Source organism: Arthrobacter sp. AOP36-C1-22 (assembly GCF_052377515.1).
Classification (GTDB): Bacteria; Actinomycetota; Actinomycetes; order Actinomycetales; family Micrococcaceae; genus Arthrobacter_H.
Map to the genome: position 1 here is coordinate 1 of NZ_JBQSWW010000025.1, position 16,225 is coordinate 16,225.

General features: G+C 63.9%; 14 protein-coding genes. 11 read left to right on the forward strand and 3 right to left on the reverse strand.

The annotated features are described in order from the left end of the window. The first annotated feature begins 156 nt into the window (after positions 1 to 156). The 5 genes from ACT3S6_RS12760 to ACT3S6_RS12780 all read left to right on the forward strand — a co-directional run bounded on the left by ACT3S6_RS12760 (position 157) and on the right by ACT3S6_RS12780 (position 7,119). On the forward strand, positions 157 to 1,071 hold the full coding sequence (locus ACT3S6_RS12760; RefSeq protein WP_444555267.1) for an NADP-dependent oxidoreductase: 915 nt from the start codon (positions 157 to 159) through the stop codon (positions 1,069 to 1,071). A 909-nt stretch (positions 1,072 to 1,980) separates the two neighbouring features. Beyond that, entirely contained in the window at positions 1,981 to 2,136 is a 156-nt protein-coding gene (locus ACT3S6_RS12765; RefSeq protein ID WP_444555268.1) for a hypothetical protein, read from the forward strand. A 255-nt stretch (positions 2,137 to 2,391) separates the two neighbouring features. Further along, on the forward strand, positions 2,392 to 4,179 hold the full coding sequence (locus ACT3S6_RS12770; RefSeq protein WP_444555269.1) for an ABC transporter family substrate-binding protein: 1,788 nt from the start codon (positions 2,392 to 2,394) through the stop codon (positions 4,177 to 4,179). Between the two features lie 262 nt (positions 4,180 to 4,441). Next, complete coding sequence (locus tag ACT3S6_RS12775; protein WP_444555270.1) at positions 4,442 to 5,986, forward strand: ABC transporter permease subunit; 1,545 nt, start codon at positions 4,442 to 4,444, stop codon at positions 5,984 to 5,986. Further along, positions 5,983 to 7,119 (forward strand): ABC transporter permease, encoded by a 1,137-nt coding sequence (locus ACT3S6_RS12780; protein ID WP_444555271.1) that lies wholly within the window; start codon positions 5,983 to 5,985, stop codon positions 7,117 to 7,119. Before ACT3S6_RS12775 ends, ACT3S6_RS12780 begins: the two co-directional genes overlap by 4 nt. A gap of 37 nt (positions 7,120 to 7,156) precedes the next feature. Here the strand turns inward: ACT3S6_RS12780 and ACT3S6_RS12785 are convergent, their stop codons facing one another. Beyond that, a complete protein-coding gene (locus ACT3S6_RS12785; protein WP_444555272.1) occupies positions 7,157 to 7,792 on the reverse strand; it encodes a PH domain-containing protein in 636 nt (211 codons plus the stop codon). 103 nt (positions 7,793 to 7,895) lie between these two features. On the opposite strand from ACT3S6_RS12785, the gene ACT3S6_RS12790 reads away from it, so the two are divergent. The 3 genes from ACT3S6_RS12790 (at position 7,896) to ACT3S6_RS12800 (ending at position 12,393) form a co-directional block, all read left to right on the forward strand. After that, on the forward strand, positions 7,896 to 9,728 hold the full coding sequence (locus ACT3S6_RS12790; protein ID WP_444555273.1) for an ABC transporter ATP-binding protein: 1,833 nt from the start codon (positions 7,896 to 7,898) through the stop codon (positions 9,726 to 9,728). 330 nt (positions 9,729 to 10,058) lie between these two features. Continuing rightward, the gene (gene typA / locus ACT3S6_RS12795) at positions 10,059 to 11,981 is read left to right on the forward strand and encodes a translational GTPase TypA (RefSeq protein ID WP_444555274.1); all 1,923 of its coding nucleotides are present in this window, start codon (positions 10,059 to 10,061) and stop codon (positions 11,979 to 11,981) included. Then, the gene (locus ACT3S6_RS12800; protein WP_444555275.1) at positions 11,968 to 12,393 is read left to right on the forward strand and encodes a hypothetical protein; all 426 of its coding nucleotides are present in this window, start codon (positions 11,968 to 11,970) and stop codon (positions 12,391 to 12,393) included. Before typA ends, ACT3S6_RS12800 begins: the two co-directional genes overlap by 14 nt. Positions 12,394 to 12,430: 37 nt before the next feature. On the opposite strand, the gene ACT3S6_RS12805 is transcribed toward ACT3S6_RS12800, so the two are convergent. Next, on the reverse strand, positions 12,431 to 12,925 hold the full coding sequence (locus tag ACT3S6_RS12805; RefSeq protein ID WP_444555276.1) for an ArsR/SmtB family transcription factor: 495 nt from the start codon (positions 12,923 to 12,925) through the stop codon (positions 12,431 to 12,433). A 63-nt stretch (positions 12,926 to 12,988) separates the two neighbouring features. Between ACT3S6_RS12805 and ACT3S6_RS12810 the strand changes: the two genes are divergently transcribed. Beyond that, on the forward strand, positions 12,989 to 14,344 hold the full coding sequence (locus ACT3S6_RS12810) for an MFS transporter (protein ID WP_444555277.1): 1,356 nt from the start codon (positions 12,989 to 12,991) through the stop codon (positions 14,342 to 14,344). On the opposite strand, the gene ACT3S6_RS12815 is transcribed toward ACT3S6_RS12810, so the two are convergent. Further along, positions 14,341 to 14,619, reverse strand: coding sequence for a hypothetical protein (locus tag ACT3S6_RS12815; RefSeq protein ID WP_444555278.1), 279 nt, complete (start codon positions 14,617 to 14,619; stop codon positions 14,341 to 14,343). The two genes, ACT3S6_RS12810 and ACT3S6_RS12815, sit on opposite strands and share 4 nt — an antisense overlap. A 131-nt stretch (positions 14,620 to 14,750) precedes the next feature. On the opposite strand from ACT3S6_RS12815, the gene fdxA reads away from it, so the two are divergent. Both fdxA and dapC read left to right on the forward strand, forming a co-directional pair. Then, complete coding sequence (gene fdxA, locus ACT3S6_RS12820; protein ID WP_444555279.1) at positions 14,751 to 15,074, forward strand: ferredoxin; 324 nt, start codon at positions 14,751 to 14,753, stop codon at positions 15,072 to 15,074. A gap of 4 nt (positions 15,075 to 15,078) precedes the next feature. Continuing rightward, complete coding sequence (dapC, locus tag ACT3S6_RS12825; protein ID WP_444555280.1) at positions 15,079 to 16,215, forward strand: succinyldiaminopimelate transaminase; 1,137 nt, start codon at positions 15,079 to 15,081, stop codon at positions 16,213 to 16,215. Positions 16,216 to 16,225: the final 10 nt, after the last annotated feature.

Sequence of the window (16,225 nt, forward strand, 5' to 3'; positions counted from 1 at the left end):
AGCGCAGAGGAAACCCAGACGAGGTCACGATGACGGGCACCACCACGCCGCCCACAACGGCCGATGGAGAGGCTGGCCTGGGCCCAGAGCCCGGCAGGCGGGAGGCTCCGCTGGAATACACGGGTCCTTCTCGGCGTTGGGGGCGGTATGCGAGCAATGACCTACAGCAAGTACGGAAGCAACGACGTCTTGGAGCTCACCGAGCTGCCGGTGCCCAAGGTCGGCCCGGGCGAGGTGCGTATCCGCGTCACCCATGCCTCGGTCAATCCGGTTGATTGGAAGATCATGTCCGGAGGCCTTGACGGGCTCATGGATGCACATTTCCCCGTCATCCCCGGGTGGGACGTGGCCGGAGTGGTCGACGCCGTTGGGCCAGACGTCCCGGAATTTGCCAGTGGCGACCGGGTCGCCGCCTATGCGCGTAAGCAGGTGGTTTCCGGCGGGACGTTCGCTGAATACGTGACGGTCTTCGCCGTGGACGTTGCGGCGGTTCCCGAGGGAGTGACACAAGAAACCGCGGCGGCCCTACCCCTGACCGGGCTGACCGCCCAGCGCAGTCTCGAAGCACTTGATGTTCTCCCCGGGGAGCGACTGTTGCTCCACGCCGCCTCCGGAGGAGTCGGCTTCCTGGCAGCGCAACTGGCCATCGCCACGGGAGCTGAAGTCGTCGGCACGGCCTCCGTGGCCAACCATGAGAAGCTAACCGCTCTGGGGGTCACCCCGGTGGCCCACGGGGACGGGCTGGGGGAGAGGCTGCGCGATATTGCCCCGGATGGTTTCGACAAGGTGGCCGACTACGCGGGAGGGGTCCTGGACACAACGCTGACGGTGCTCAAGGACGGAGGCCGTCATGTTTCCATCGCCGATCCCGGGGTGATCGAGCATGGGGGTCGCTGGCTGTGGGTCCGGCCCGACGGGTCCCGTCTGGGTGACCTGCTGGACCAGGTGGCAGCAGGGTCACTCGAGGTGGTCATCGATACAGTCTATGGACTCGAAGCGCTGGCGACCGCCTTCAGTGCCTCCCAGCAGGGGGCCGCGCGCGGAAAACTCGTCCTGCATATCGCCGACTGACCGGCCGCGGTCTATGCATGAAATTTGCTGCGGACCTTGAAACCTGGCTCATGCACTTCCAAGTGTGCGGTTCCATGGCCAGCACGGCTGGACGTGGAGAAGGCGCGGTAGGAAGTGGTGCGTCACCCACTATCGCTCGAGTATGAATGCGGCCCGGCTGATGCTGACCAGGGAGATTCGGCACACGTCCGTAGCGGGTTGGAACCAGGAGATTCCACGTTGGCTTCCTCATTCACCCTGGCGTACCCGTAGGGAGCCTTGACCTGTCACGAACAGATCGGTTGAACACCAACGTTCTTCTTCGGCTGGCAGTTTCGGACCCCAACTGGTTCCGGCAGTTCGGCGTGCGCCCGACACCTTACCGTTGACAAGGGGTCCGTGCCGCGTAGCAAGCACGCGGCTGTTGGCGTGGGTACATTTCCACGCCTGGCGACGGCGATGAAGCACGTAGGGCTGGTCCGGGGGCGCCGCAGAATGAAGCGAGTGCCCAGAATATAGACGCGGGCCCTTGTTACCTCAAGAAGTTTGATGCACGATATAACTACCAATAACAAAGGATGTTAGAACGTAGTCAAATAATGAATCATCTTTAGAGAAAGTGGGTTCATTCTAGTTTTTTGTATAAGTCCTGACTGGCTTCACGTTTGCAGTCGTTGCACCATTGGGGATGACGGTCGGATCTGCGGCACTGGGGGACGTGGCGCCGGCCTGTTCGCCCAGCAGCTGTGTTTGGGCCAACCAAGGCGGGGGAGAGCGCAGTAGTCCAACTGCTAGATCACATCGATTCCCGTGGTGGATCACCGCAAGGGCTGCACGGGCCACGGCGGTCAGTGCCGTGCCCGGGGTCGGGTCCGGGGAGGCGAACTCGAACGGAGCGCGCTTCCGGCCCCCGGGAGGCTGTATCACTGCATGGCCGGCGGTGCAAAGATTAAATCCGCCCTCTTTGATGCCGGGTTCGGTGGCTCGGGAACGCGTATCGCCTCAAATGCATGGCGAGACACGCCGTCATTGATTGGGAATTTTTACAAAATCTTCGAAGATCCGCTTGATGGCGCGGACGAGTAGTTGACAATCCCCAATCTGAAGCAGATCCTTGAGTTCTCGCGTAAGGATCGATGCCGAGGGGAGCCGCCGGGCGAATGTGACCACCATCTCGCAAAGTTGCGACTCCATAACAACGGAATCTGAAGCGAGATTTTTATATCCAAGGGGCCCCTCCGCAGTCTATGGTTTCTCTATGTGAGACAGGCCACTCCTCGTGGTCTGTCGCAGTCAAGTGGATCGCTCGGCTGGAGAACACACCAAACACAAGGAGGCGGAATGCGTTTCACACGTATTTCCAAGGCAGTCGCGATTGGCGCGACCGCCGCCCTGGCACTGAGCGCATGCGCGGCCAGCACGGGCACCAACGACTCATCGTCCGGGGCCGACGAAGGAGAGGGCAACGGCGGAGAGATCCGTGTCGTCGAAGTGAACGCCTTCAGCTCGTTCAACGACAACACGGCGAAGGGCAACGTGGATATCAACTCCAAGATTGCCTACACCACCCAGTCGGACTTCAACTACATCGACAATGACCTGAAGGTGCAGAAGAACGAGAAGTTCGGCAAGTACGAGGTCGAGTCCGAGGATCCGCTGACCGTGAAGTACACCATCAACGAGGGTGTCAAGTGGTCGGATGGCGAGCCGGTGAATGCCGACGACATGATGATGGCCTGGGCCATCTCGTCGGGGCACTTCAACGACGCGAAGACCGACGACGAGGGCGAAGTCACCGCCGGAACCAACTACTTCGACTATGCCGGTGACACCTCCGGGCTGGCACTGACCGACGTCCCGGAGATCGGCGATGACAACCGCTCGATCACGCTGAAGTACTCCAAGCCCTTCGCCGATTGGGAAACCAGCTTCGGGATGATGGGGCCGGCACATGTCGTCGCCGACAAGGCGGGCATGACTGTCGACGAACTCACCGAACTGTTCAAGACCGCAGACAAGGGAGATCCGGAAAATCCTTCGAAGAAGCCGAATAAGAAGCTGAAGAAGGCCGCCGACTTCTGGAATACGGGCTTCGACACCAAGTCGCTGCCCGACGATGAGTCGCTCTACCTCTCGTCCGGCCCCTTCATCGTGGACAAGATCGTCCCGGACCAGTCCATGACCCTGGTGCGCAACGAGGACTACGACTGGGGACCGGAGCCGAAGGTCGACTCGATCGTCGTGCGATACATCAGTGAATCGCCGGCCCAGGTCCAGGCGCTGAAGAACCAGGAAGTCGACATCATCGCCCCGCAGGCCTCCGCCGACACGTTGGAGTCGCTGGAAGCCCTGGGGGATCAGGTGGTTGTGGAGACGGGGGACCAGCTCTCCTACGACCACATCGACCTGAACTACAACGGCGTCTTCAAGGACAAGGATGTCCGCAAGGCCTTCATGCACACGATCCCGCGCCAGCAGATCGTGGATACGATCATCAAGAAGCTGAACCCGGATGCAAAGCCGCTGGATTCGCAGCTCTTCGTCCCCGATAACGACGGCTACGAGGAGTCGGCGAAGAACAATGGTTCAGCCGATTACCAGAAGGCCGACATCGAGAAGGCCAAGGAACTGCTCGACGGCAAGAAGCCGAAGGTCCGCATCATGTACAGCAAGGACAACCCGAACCGTGCGGATGCCTACTCGCTGATCGCTGCATCGGCGAAGAAGGCAGGCTTCAAGGTCGTCGATGGCGGTCTGGGGGCCTCGGAATGGGGCAGCGCGCTGGGAGGCGGCACCTATGACGCCACCATCTTCGGCTGGATCTCCTCGGGCGTCGGCGTGACCGGTGTCCCGCAGATCTTCGGCACGGGCTCCTCGTCGAACTTCAATAAGTTCTCCGATAAGAAGGCCGATGAACTGATGGATGAGCTCATCGTCACCACGGATGAGAAGAAACAGACCGACCTGCAGATCCAGATCGACAAGTTGATCTGGGACTCCGGATACGGGCTGCCGCTCTTCCAGTCGGTCGGCGTTGACGCCTACGACTCGGGAGTCGAGGGCGTGGAGTACATGTCCAACCAGACCGGTGTCTGGTGGAACTTCTGGGATTGGAACCTGAAGAAGTAGCTACGTCGGGTAACCGGATATAAGTGCCACTGAGGCGCCGGGACCATGATTCACGGTCCCGGCGTCTCAGTGTGCCGCTACAGATGCAGGTGGAAGGGATTCCACCGATTGGTCGGACGCCAGGTCCGCCCCGTAGTTCCTTGACCGGGCCACGGGAAGTGATTGGGATTTCCCTCCTTCCCGAGTGCTGTGAGGTGAACTACACTTCTGCAAAAGTACTGCCGGGTGATCCCCGGTATCTTCTACCAAGAGGCTATATTTCATGGTGACCTACATCATCCGACGGCTCGTCACTGCCGTGCTCATCCTCCTGGGCGCCTCATTCGTCGTGTACCAGCTCACGGCCGCGGCGGGCGACCCCTTGGATGAACTGCGACAGAGCAACGCGCCGAATAAGGACCAGCTGATCGCGCAAAGGGTGGCCCTGCTGGACCTGGGCACCCCCGCCCCGTTGCGCTACTTCAAGTGGCTCGGGGGCGCCGCCCAATGTGTGGTCCCGCTGGTCGGCAAATGTGATCTGGGTCAGAAAATGAACGGTGAACCCGTGGTGGATGCGCTCGGGCGCGCGGCGGGCCAAACGATCCTGCTCATCACCGCCGCGACGATCCTGGCCATTGTCATCGGCATCGGTCTGGGCATCATCACCGCCCTGCGTCAGTACAGCACGCTGGATTACTCGGTGACCTTCATGGCCTTCTTGTTCTTCTCACTGCCGATCTTCTGGATCGCCGTACTGCTGAAGGAATTCGGGGCCATCGGCTTCAACGATTTCCTCAGGGACCCCGTCTTCAGTCCGACATCGATCCTCATCACCGCGATCTGTCTGGGCATCGTCGTCGTCCTGTTCATGGGTGGAAGCTACCTGAAACGGATCATCGGTTTCCTGATCGGCGCCGCCGCCACTGCAGGGCTGATGTATGCCCTGTCGGTGACCGGATGGTTCAGCACCCCAGGTCTGGGCCCGATTCTGATCGCCCTCTTCGGCGTGGGCATCGCCTATCTGGCCACCCAACTGACTGCAGGAGTGAAGAACCGCAAGGCGTTGTACTCCTCCCTTCTCATGGTCCCGGCCGGTCTGATCGCCTATTACGCACTGAACCCGGTCCTCTCCGGCATCTCCGGATGGGGAATCCTCGGGCTGTTCGTGGCGACCCTGGCGGTCGGTTGCATCGTCGGATGGTTCATGGGCGGATTCGACCGGGGCCAGTCCATGCGGGCAGCGGCCTTGAGTGCCTTCTTCGTGGGAGGCCTGGTGATGTTGGACCGCTTCATGGTGGAGTGGCCGAATTACTTCTCCAATGGTCGGGTCCGTGGACGCCCCATTGCCACGATCGGATCCTCGACTCCGAACCTCGAGGGCAACTGGTGGATCCAGAACATCGACCTCTTCACCCACCTCCTGCTGCCGACCGTGGCGCTGCTGCTCGTGTCGCTGGCCAGCTACTCGCGATACTCCCGAGCCTCGATGCTCGAGATCATGCAGATGGACTACATCCGTACCGCCCGCGCCAAGGGCCTTCCCGAGCGGACGGTGGTCATGCGCCACGCGTTCCGCAATGCCCTGATCCCCCTGGCCACGCTGGTGGCCTTCGACATCGGTGGGTTGATCGGTGGGGCGGTGATCACCGAACGGGTCTTTGCCTTCACCGGCATGGGCAACCTCTTCGTGGACTCGCTGTTGCCGGTACCCGACCCGAACCCGGTCATGGGCGTCTTCCTCGTGACCGGCATCCTGGCCCTGGTCTTCAACCTGATTGCCGACCTGGCCTATTCCGTACTCGATCCGCGCGTAAGGGTAAAAGCATGAGCAGGCCGAATCCAGAAACCCCGTCCGGGCAGCTGCCCGAGGACCTCGAGGCGGCTGCAGTCCCCGAAGAAGTCCAAGGCCTGTCCCAGAACGCCATCGTCCGCAAGCGGTTCATGGGAAACACGCCGGCCCTGATATCGATCGTCGTCTTCGCGCTGATCTTCGTGATGGCCTTCTCCTCCATCGGCTTCATCGGGATCCCCGGCTGGTGGCATTACAGCTACGAGCAATTCAGCACCCAGATCAACGGCGGACGACCGACCTTCGTTAATTTGTTCAATTGGGGTGACCACCCCTTCGGACAAGACCGGATCGGGCGGGACTACTTCGCCATGACCATGCGAGGAACCCAGCAGTCGATCGTGATCATGTTCGTCATCGGTTCGGTAGGTGGCTTCATCGGGGTGGTCGTGGGCGCACTGTCCGGGTACTTCCGTGGATGGATCGAAGCGGTGCTGATGCGCATCGTGGACATCATCATCATCGTTCCGCTGCTGATCCTGGCTGCCGTCCTCGGACGCATCTCCGGCTCCGCCGTCAGCGGCAACATGGCCACCGTCGCCTTGGGGCTCTTCATCGGGGTCATCATCTGGACGGGGCTCTCCCGTCTGGTCCGCGGTGAGTTCCTGACCCTGCGTGAGCGCGAGTTCGTCGATGCCGCCCATATTGCCGGTGCCTCCAACACGCGCATCATGTTCAAGCACATCCTGCCCAACGCGGTGGGCGTCATCATCGTGAACGTCACCTTGCTGATGGCCGCAGCGATCCTGCTGGAGACGGCGTTGTCCTACCTGGGATTGGGCGTGAAGGCCCCTGATGTCTCGCTCGGTTCGCTGATTTCGGACAACCAGGAGGCCTTCAGCACCCGCCCGTGGCTGTTCTGGTTCCCCGGCTTGTTCATCGTGGTCATCTGCCTGTCGATCAACTTCATCGGCGACGGGCTGCGTGACGCCTTCGATCCACGCCAGCGCAAGTTCAAGGCCAAGAAGGCCAAGGACCGTGGAGTCCATGGGTCGGCAGTGAATGACTCCGCGTCGGCTGCCGCCATCGCCCAAAGGACCGAGGGAGGTGAGGACTCAGGACGTCACGGGTCCTCCGACCCCGATGATGATGGTCCGGCCCACGGGGCCTAGCCGGGGCCGTGCCGGGAGCACAGGTTCCGGCACGGTGTCAGGACAGCACGGCAGGCAAGGTCAGGCTCAGGACGATCAGGATCAGGAGGACAGTGAGATGGATCCAATGGATGCTTCGCCGGGTCTTCAGGGACTCCGTGGACTCGAGATCCAGATCCCCGTCTTCGGCCATGCGTGCCAACCGTCGTCTGACGATGTCGGCGACCACGCCGGAGTCGCTGGAGCGTTGATCGCCCGGACGGATGCTCACATAGCTGGTGCCGGATTGGTCGCGGGACTCCGATCTGGCCGAACGGCGCGAGTCGCGCAGTGCCGAGATGACGCTCGGAGCAGGAGCGGCCCACGCGGTGAAGCGCCCCTTGGGCGTCACCAGGGACAAGGCGTATTTGGTGTCCACCAGGATGATCGTCGACCACGGGACCCGAAGGGTCTGCAACGGATTGATCAAGGTGACACCGGCGTCGTTGACTTCCACCCGGGGCAGCCAGAAGACGACCCACGCGGCATACCCGACCACAAGAACGGGCAGGATGGCCGGTGCCGAATACCAGCTTCCCGTCCACAGGATCGCGACGGCGGCTGCGACGGCCAACACCATGAGGGCCATCGCCAGGAAACGGGGCCCACGGGGCCTGAAGGTGAAGTCCCGGTTAGTGCTATAAGCAGAAGTCATAACCCACATAGTTTCAGGATTATCGGCCGCCATGTAATCGGCGCCACACAACACCCCGGCCGCCGGCCTATGCGGGCCGCCGGCGGAAGGAAATGAGGACCAGATGAGCCAGCAGAATCCCTCCTCCCGGGAGGCAACGCAGGGCGGCGAGCAGCCGGTCCTGAAGGTCAGCCACCTCTCCGTGGACTTCGGTGTGGACAAGGAATGGGTCCCCGCTGCCATCGACCTGAACTACCACGTGAACGCCGGCGAGGTGCTGGCCATCGTGGGGGAGTCTGGATCGGGCAAGTCGGCCAGTTCGATGGCCCTGCTGGGGCTGCTCCCCACCAACGCCAGGATCCGTGGTGAAGTCACCCTCAACGGGCAGTCACTGCTCGGGCTGTCCAGCCCGAAGATGCGCCAGGTCCGGGGTAACGATGTCGCGGTCATCTTCCAGGAACCCATGACCGCCTTGAACCCGGTCTACACCATCGGGTTCCAGATCATGGAGACCCTGCGCCTGCACAACCCGATTTCCCCCGCGCAGGCCCAGAAGCGTGCGTTGGAAATGCTCGAACTCGTCGAGCTTCCCGACCCGATGAAGGCCTTCAAGTCCTACTCGCACCAGTTGTCCGGCGGTCAGCGTCAGCGCGCCATGATCGCCCAGTCGCTCTCCTGCGACCCGAAGCTGCTGATCGCCGACGAACCGACGACGGCCCTGGATGTCACGGTCCAGGCGGAGATCCTGGATCTGATGCGCAACCTGCGCAATAAGTTGAACTCGGCGATCGTGCTGATCACCCATGACATGGGCGTGGTGGCCGACCTCTCCGACCGCATCGCCGTCATGCGGCAGGGGCGCATCGTTGAGCACGGGACCACCCATGAGATCTTCAACGACCCACGACACCCCTACACCCAGGCCCTGCTGGCGGCCGTGCCGAAGCTGGGCACCGGGGGCGATTCCATCGGGGAAGTCGACGTGGATGCCGCGGTGGCGGCGGCCTCCGGGACCGAACTGGATTCACCCGAGGATGAATCCTTGCAGATCCGTGAACGCAAGCTCCTGGATGAGGCGAAGGAAGCCCAGTACGGGGCCGCGAAGATCGAGGACCGCCCCGTGGTGCTTGAGCTGAAGGACGTTGCCATCGAATACCCGAAGCAGGGGCGCGTACCGGCCTTCCGCGCCGTGGAGGGCGCGAATCTGACGGTCCACCAGGGCCAGGTCGTGGGTCTGGTCGGTGAATCCGGTTCGGGAAAGACCACCATCGGCCGGGCCGCGGTGGGGTTGCTGCCGGTGGCCGAGGGGTCCTTGAAGGTCAACGGGGCCGAGCTCTTCGGGCTCAAGCCCACCTCCAAGGAACTCTTCCACATCCGCCGACAGATCGGCATGGTCTTCCAGGACCCCTCCAGTTCACTGAACCCGCGTCTGCCGATCGGTGAGTCCATCGGCGAACCGATGCTCCTGGCCAAGGTCGCCAAGGGGGCCGAGCTGCAGAAGAAGATCGAGACGCTGCTGGACCAGGTGGAACTACCGCGGAACTACCGCAACCGGTACCCGCACGAACTCTCCGGCGGCCAGAAGCAGCGGGTGGGCATTGCCCGGGCCCTGTGTCTGGAACCGCAGCTGATGGTCGCCGACGAGCCGACCTCGGCCCTGGATGTGTCGGTGCAGGCGAAGGTCCTGGAACTGTTCCAGGACCTGCAGGCCGAAATGGGGTTCGCCTCCCTCTTCGTCACGCACGACCTCGGCGTGATCGACGTCCTGGCCGATCACATCGTGGTGATGCGCAACGGGAAGATCGTCGAACAAGGATCCCGCGACGATGTCCTGCGCCGGCCCCAGGACCGCTACACGCAGCGCCTCATGGCAGCGGTTCCGGTGCCGGACCCCGACGCCCAGCGCGAACGCCGGGAGCTGCGGGCCCGTCTGCTGGCCGACTCCGAGGCCTCCTGACCCGACCGGTACGGCCCTGCGGTCCACGTCCGCCGGCAGCAGGCTGCGCCGGCGGACGGTCCCGGGCGGGACAACGCCATCATGATGCCTGCCGGCGCTGGTGGCCCCCGCGCGCGGAACGCCGTGCCACCGGACGCCAGGAGTGTGATTTACCTCTCACGTGCAACCCTGCCGGTCCAAGGATTTCGGGCCCGAAGCGGTCCTGTCCGCCGCCTCGGCGACACGCTCGGTCGCGGCAACTTTTCATGAAGGTCTAGACTGGTCTCTTGGGTCAGCCGTGGCCCCACGTCTTCGACCCAAAAAACATCAACTTGAAGCGAGCCTTTACGCATGTCAGATCTTTCCCCGGGAACCACTAGCGCTACTCGCGAGGATCTTCGCAACGTCGCCATCGTCGCCCACGTCGACCATGGAAAGACGACCATGGTCGATGCCATGTTGTCGCAGACCGGCGCTTTCTCCTCGCATGGCGACACCACGGATCGTGTGATGGACTCCGGCGAACTCGAGCGCGAGAAGGGCATCACCATCCTGGCCAAGAACACCACCGTGTTCTACTCCGGCCCGTCGGCCAAGGGCCATGACGTCACCATCAACGTCATCGACACCCCCGGCCACGCTGACTTCGGTGGCGAGGTCGAGCGCGGACTGTCCATGGTCGATGGCGTCGTCCTGCTCGTGGATGCCTCGGAAGGGCCGCTGCCCCAGACTCGGTTCGTGCTGCGCAAGGCCCTGACGGCCAAGCTTCCGGTCATCCTGGTCGTGAACAAGACCGACCGTCCCGACGCGCGGATCGACGGTGTGGTCTCCGACTCCATGGACCTGTTGTTGGGGCTGGCCTCCGACCTGGCCGAGGAAGTCCCGGATCTGGACCTGGACTCGGTGTTGAACGTGCCCGTCGTCTACGCCTCGGGCAAGGCCGGCCGTGCCTCGACGATCCAGCCAGAAGACGGATCGCTGCCGGACAGCGAAGACCTCGAGCCGCTGTTCTCCACCATCATGGAGCACGTCCCGGCCCCGACCTACACCCCCGGTGAAGTCCTCCAGGCCCACGTCACCAACCTGGACGCCTCGCCGTTCCTGGGTCGCCTGGCCCTGATGCGCGTGTTCAACGGCACCCTGCGCAAGGGCGACCATGTTGCCTGGGCACGCCAGGACGGCCAGCTGAAGACCGTGAAGATCACCGAACTGCTGGCCACCAAGGGCCTGGGCCGCGTGGCGGCCGAGGAAGCCGGACCGGGCGAGATCGTCGCAGTTGCCGGGATCGAAGACATCATGATCGGTGAGACGCTCACCGACGTGGAGAACCCCAAGCCGCTTCCGTTGATCACCATCGACGACCCCGCGATCTCCATGACCATCGGCATCAACACCTCGCCGCTGGCCGGAAAGGTCAAGGGGGCCAAGGTCACCGCCCGCCAGGTCAAGGACCGCCTCGACAAGGAACTGATCGGCAACGTCTCGTTGAAGGTCCTGCCGACCGAGCGTCCCGACTCCTGGGAGGTCCAGGGCCGTGGCGAACTCGCCCTGGCCATCCTGGTGGAGCAGATGCGCCGCGAAGGCTTCGAGCTGACCGTCGGCAAGCCGCAGGTCGTCACCCGCACCGTGGATGGCAAGATCCACGAGCCGATGGAACTGATGACCATCGACGTCCCCGAGGAGTACCTGGGCAACGTGACCCAGCTGCTGGCAGGCCGCAAGGGGCGCATGATCAACATGGCCAACCACGGAACCGGCTGGGTCCGGCTGGAATTCACCGTCCCCGCCCGTGGCCTGATCGGCTTCCGCACGCGGTTCATGACCGATACCCGCGGTGCCGGCATCGCCTCCTCCATGGCCGACGGCTACGAGGCCTGGACCGGTGACATCGAATACCGCAACAACGGCTCGATGATCGCCGACCGCTCCGGAACGGTCACCCCGTTCGCCATGATCAACCTGCAGGAGCGTGGCTCGTTCTTCGTCCAGCCGACTTCCGAGGTTTATGAAGGCATGGTCGTCGGGGAGAACTCGCGCGCCGATGACATGGAGGTGAACATCACGAAGGAGAAGAAGCTCACCAACATGCGTGCCGCGTCCTCGGACTCCTTCGAGAACCTCACCCCGCCGCGTCACCTCACGTTGGAGGAATCGCTCGAGTTCGCCCGCGAAGACGAGTGCGTCGAGGTCACCCCGGAAGCCATCCGCATCCGCAAGGTCATCCTCAACTCCAGCGAGCGCGGTAAGGCCTCCCGCTCACGTGCCCGCGCCTGATCAACGGACCCGCCGGCTCACCCCGGTGATCACCGGCACCCTCGTCGCCATCGTGACGGGGGTGCTGGCCGCTGTCTTCGGCACGCTCCTCCAGGGCCAGATCCACTACCTGGGGGATACGCCCCTGCCATGGGGTGCCGTATTGGCGCTCCTGTTGGCGGGCAGCTTCGCCACGGTGGCCGGACTGTATGTCGAGAAGGTCTGGGTCGCAGGGCTCTGTGGGCTGATCACCTATGGGCTGGTCGCCTGGACCGCCCTGGATACCCATAACCACCTGTTGATCGGGTGGTCCAGCCACGACACGTTGCCCGGTCCGGCCCTGGCCGCAGCCCTGTGGACCTACGGGATCGTCGTCTCCACCGTGGTCGCACTGCTCGTCACCGCCGGTGGCCTGCGCACCCGTCGCCGCTGACGGCTCCGCCGTATTGGGCCGGACGCCGACGCCGAAATCAGTTGGCCGTCTGGTCCAGATGGTGGGCAACGAAGAGCGACGTCGCCACGCCCTCGTCGTCGGAAGGGCGCAAGGCATAGTCGGAGATGACGTCCTTGATGCGTGAGAGCAGCTCGCGCTGATCCGCCTCGGTCAATTTCAGCCCCACCCGCATCACCTGGATCTCGTCGGGAGCCAGACCGTTGATCTCCTGGAGAAACGTCTCCAGCAGCACGGGGGCCGCGTCGGGCAGCTTCGTGCCCCAGGACATGCGGGTGCTGCGATACGGCACTTCCTTCGCCCCGCGTTTACCCCGGCGCGGCTCCTCGGACTCCAGGAATCCGGTCCCCATCAAGGTCCGCACATGATGCAACGACGTCGCCGGATTGATCTCCAGCAGATCGGCTATTTCCTTGTTCGTCCGGGATTTGTGCAGACATAAACGCAGGATCCTCAGGCGGATCGGGGAGCTCAATGCCCTCGCCCGTGCTTGCAGCTCGTCATCTGATGCCATATGTTCAGCATACGATAAACAACTGCACTGATTGACATCATCAAATCACATAGCAAGGTTTTCATGACCTCTCCTGGGCCCCAGTCTCATTCGGCTCCGGACGGTAACCAGCAGGCCAGTGGGGTGGCCGAACCGTCCAACATCCATCCTTCGCCACCGCCTCGGACGCCCTTGCGTCGGGACGGGAACTTCCTGGTGTTCTGGCTCGGCCAGACACTGAGCCAGTTTGGCGCCCAACTCGGCACGGTGGCCATGCCGGTGCTTGCCGTCACGCTGCTGCAGGCCTCGGAGTGGGAAGTCGGCGTCCTGAACGCGGCGAACACCGCAGCCTTCCTGGTGGTCGGTCTCCCCGTGGGGGCGTGGGTCGACCGGTTCTTCAAGCGCCGGATCATGATCCGTGCCGACGTGGTCCGGGCCGCCGCCATGCTGGCCATCCCGCTGCTCTGGTACCCCGGGTTGCTGCATATCTGGCATCTGTGGATCATTGCCGCGATCATCGGGGTGGCCAACGTCTTCTTCGACGTCTCCTACCAGTCCTATATCCCGGCCTTGGTCCATCGTGAACAGATCTCCGAGGCCAACGCCAAATTGGAGATCAGCGGGCAGATCTCCCGGTTGGCCGGTCCGGCCGCCGGGGGTGCGCTGCTGGCGGTGTTGACCGCACCGCTGCTCTTCGTCGGCCAGGCCATCGGGTATCTGGTCTCGGCACTATGCCTGTGGCGGGTCCGCGACGATGAACGTCCCGCGGTACGCCGGCCCGATGCGCGGTTGGTTACCGAAATCAAGGAGGGGCTCGGCTATGTGGTCGGGCACCGGCTGATCGGTCCGATCGCCGCGACCACCGGCATCATGAACTTCTTCAGCACCATCATCTTCACGCTCCTGCCGATCCTGGTGCTGCGCACGTTGAGCCTGAACACGGTCGAGCTCGGCCTGATCTACTCGGCAGGTGCCGTCGGCGGGCTCCTGGCGGCCTCCCTGACGCCCTGGGTGGCCGCCAAGGTGGGGGAGGGGCCGTCGCTCGTGGTCGGCACGCTGCTGACCGCCGTGGGCATGTCGGGATTCCCGCTGTCCATCCTCGCCGGGGGTCTGCGCCCGTCGTTCGCGATCCTGGCCTGCTCGATGTTCGTCCTGACCGCCGGCGTGCTGGTCTACAACATCATCCAGGTCAGCATGCGCCAGAAGATCTGCCCTCCGCGGTTGCTCGGGCGCATGAACGCGTCCATCCGGTTCATCGTCTGGGGCATCATGCCGGTCGCCTCGCTGCTGGCCGGGCTCTTCGGTGAAATGCTCGGCATTTCCACGGCCCTGTGGATCGGGGTCGTTGGCAGCGCCCTGGCCACCGTGCCGCTGCTGCTCTCCCCGCTACCGCGGATGCGCCAGTTGCCTGATGAGGAGGAGCACGACGGCGGGCTCTAGCGCCGGGTGCCGCCGCGACGCGGTGGTGCGGGCGGAACCCGTTTGGCATGGGTGATTGCGCTGTGGTCCACGGTGACCGGTCCGGTCCGGGTCTGCACGGTCACCCGACCCTCCGCCAGTGAGACGAAGTGGCCGATCGAATCGCTGTGTTGCGGTCCGTCCGGCACTTCGGGGGCGTCCCGGGACCCGTGCGACGGGGGGATCCGGCCGCCGATCCGGTACCTGATGACGATGCGTTCGCCGGGGGGCAGCGAGTCGAAGAAATCGGCGGTCATGGTCCCATCGTAGTAGCGAATCCGGGCGGGCCCTTCGGTCCGGGGGGCCAAGGGGACTAAGCTGGAGGCCGGTGGCGTCCTCGGACGCCCCGCGGAGTCGAGGCGAACAGCAAAGGAAGGCCCTAGGTACCGTGACCTACATCATCGCTCAGCCGTGTGTAGACGTGAAGGACAAAGCCTGCGTTGAGGAATGTCCCGTCGATTGCATCTACGAGGGGGAACGTTCCCTCTACATCCACCCGGATGAGTGCGTGGACTGTGGCGCCTGTGAACCGGTATGTCCTGTCGAGGCGATTTATTACGAGGACGACACCCCGGATGAATGGGCCGAATACTACAAGGCCAATGTCGAATTCTTCGACGAGCTGGGGTCCCCGGGCGGGGCCGCCAAGGTCGGCAACACGCACACCGACCACCCGATCATCGCCGCGCTGCCCCCGCAACCCGGCATCTGAAGCCGTGCTGATCCTCCCCGATTACCCGTGGGACTCGCTGGCCCCCTACCAGGAGCGGGCGCGTCAGCACCCCGAAGGGGTCGTGAACCTCTCCATCGGCACGCCGGTGGATCCCACCCCCGGGCTGATCCAGCAGGCATTGGCGGCTGCCGCCGACGCCCCGGGCTATCCGACCACCCATGGAACGGCCGGACTACGCCAGGCGATCGCCGATTGGTACGCCAGGCGCCGGAACACCACCGGGCTGGACCCGGAGAACATCATGCCCACGGTCGGCTCCAAGGAACTGGTGGCGTGGCTGCCGTTGTTGTTGGGGCTGGGAGCAGGCGACGTCGTCGTCCGTCCGTCCGTGGCCTATCCGACCTATGACATCGGCGCCCGGTTGGCAGGTGCGGAGGCCGTCGCCTCCGACGACCTCGAAAGCCTGGACCCCGAGGTCCGTTCGCGGGTGAAGCTCGTATGGGTGAATTCACCGGGAAACCCCACGGGGATCGTGCGTGACGTCGAGTCCCTGGCCGCACTGGTGGCCCAGGCCCGCGCCCTCGGCGCCGTCGTGGCCTCCGACGAATGCTATGCGGAGCTGGGGTGGGGCGACTGGGACGGACCCGGCACCCCGGGGGTCCTCGACGACCGGGTCAGCGGCGGTGACCACCACGGGTTGCTGTCGGTGTATTCGTTGTCCAAGCAATCGAACCTCGCCGGCTACCGGGCGGCCTTCGTCGCCGGGGCCCCCGAGCTCATGCCCCATCTGATCAACTCCCGAAAGCACGCCGGAATGATCGTTCCGTACCCGGTCCAGGAGGCCATGCGGGTGGCTCTGGGGGACGAGGGGCATGTGGCTGCGCAGAAGGAACGCTACCGCCACCGCAGGCAACTCCTGGTTCCCGCCCTGGAGGCGTTCGGCCTGCGGATCGACCACTCCGAGGCCGGACTCTACCTGTGGGCCACTGCGGGGGAGGACACCTGGATCACGATCGGCCGGCTGGCGGATCTGGGGATCGTCGCCGGGCCGGGAACGTTCTACGGCGAAGCGGGCCACGGGTACGTGCGGATCGCACTAACGGCCAGCGATGAGCGGGTCCTCGCTGCCTCAAACCGACTCACCGCCGCGGTGGGCGCGGTCCAGGCCCCACCTGATTAGTTTCCGGTGC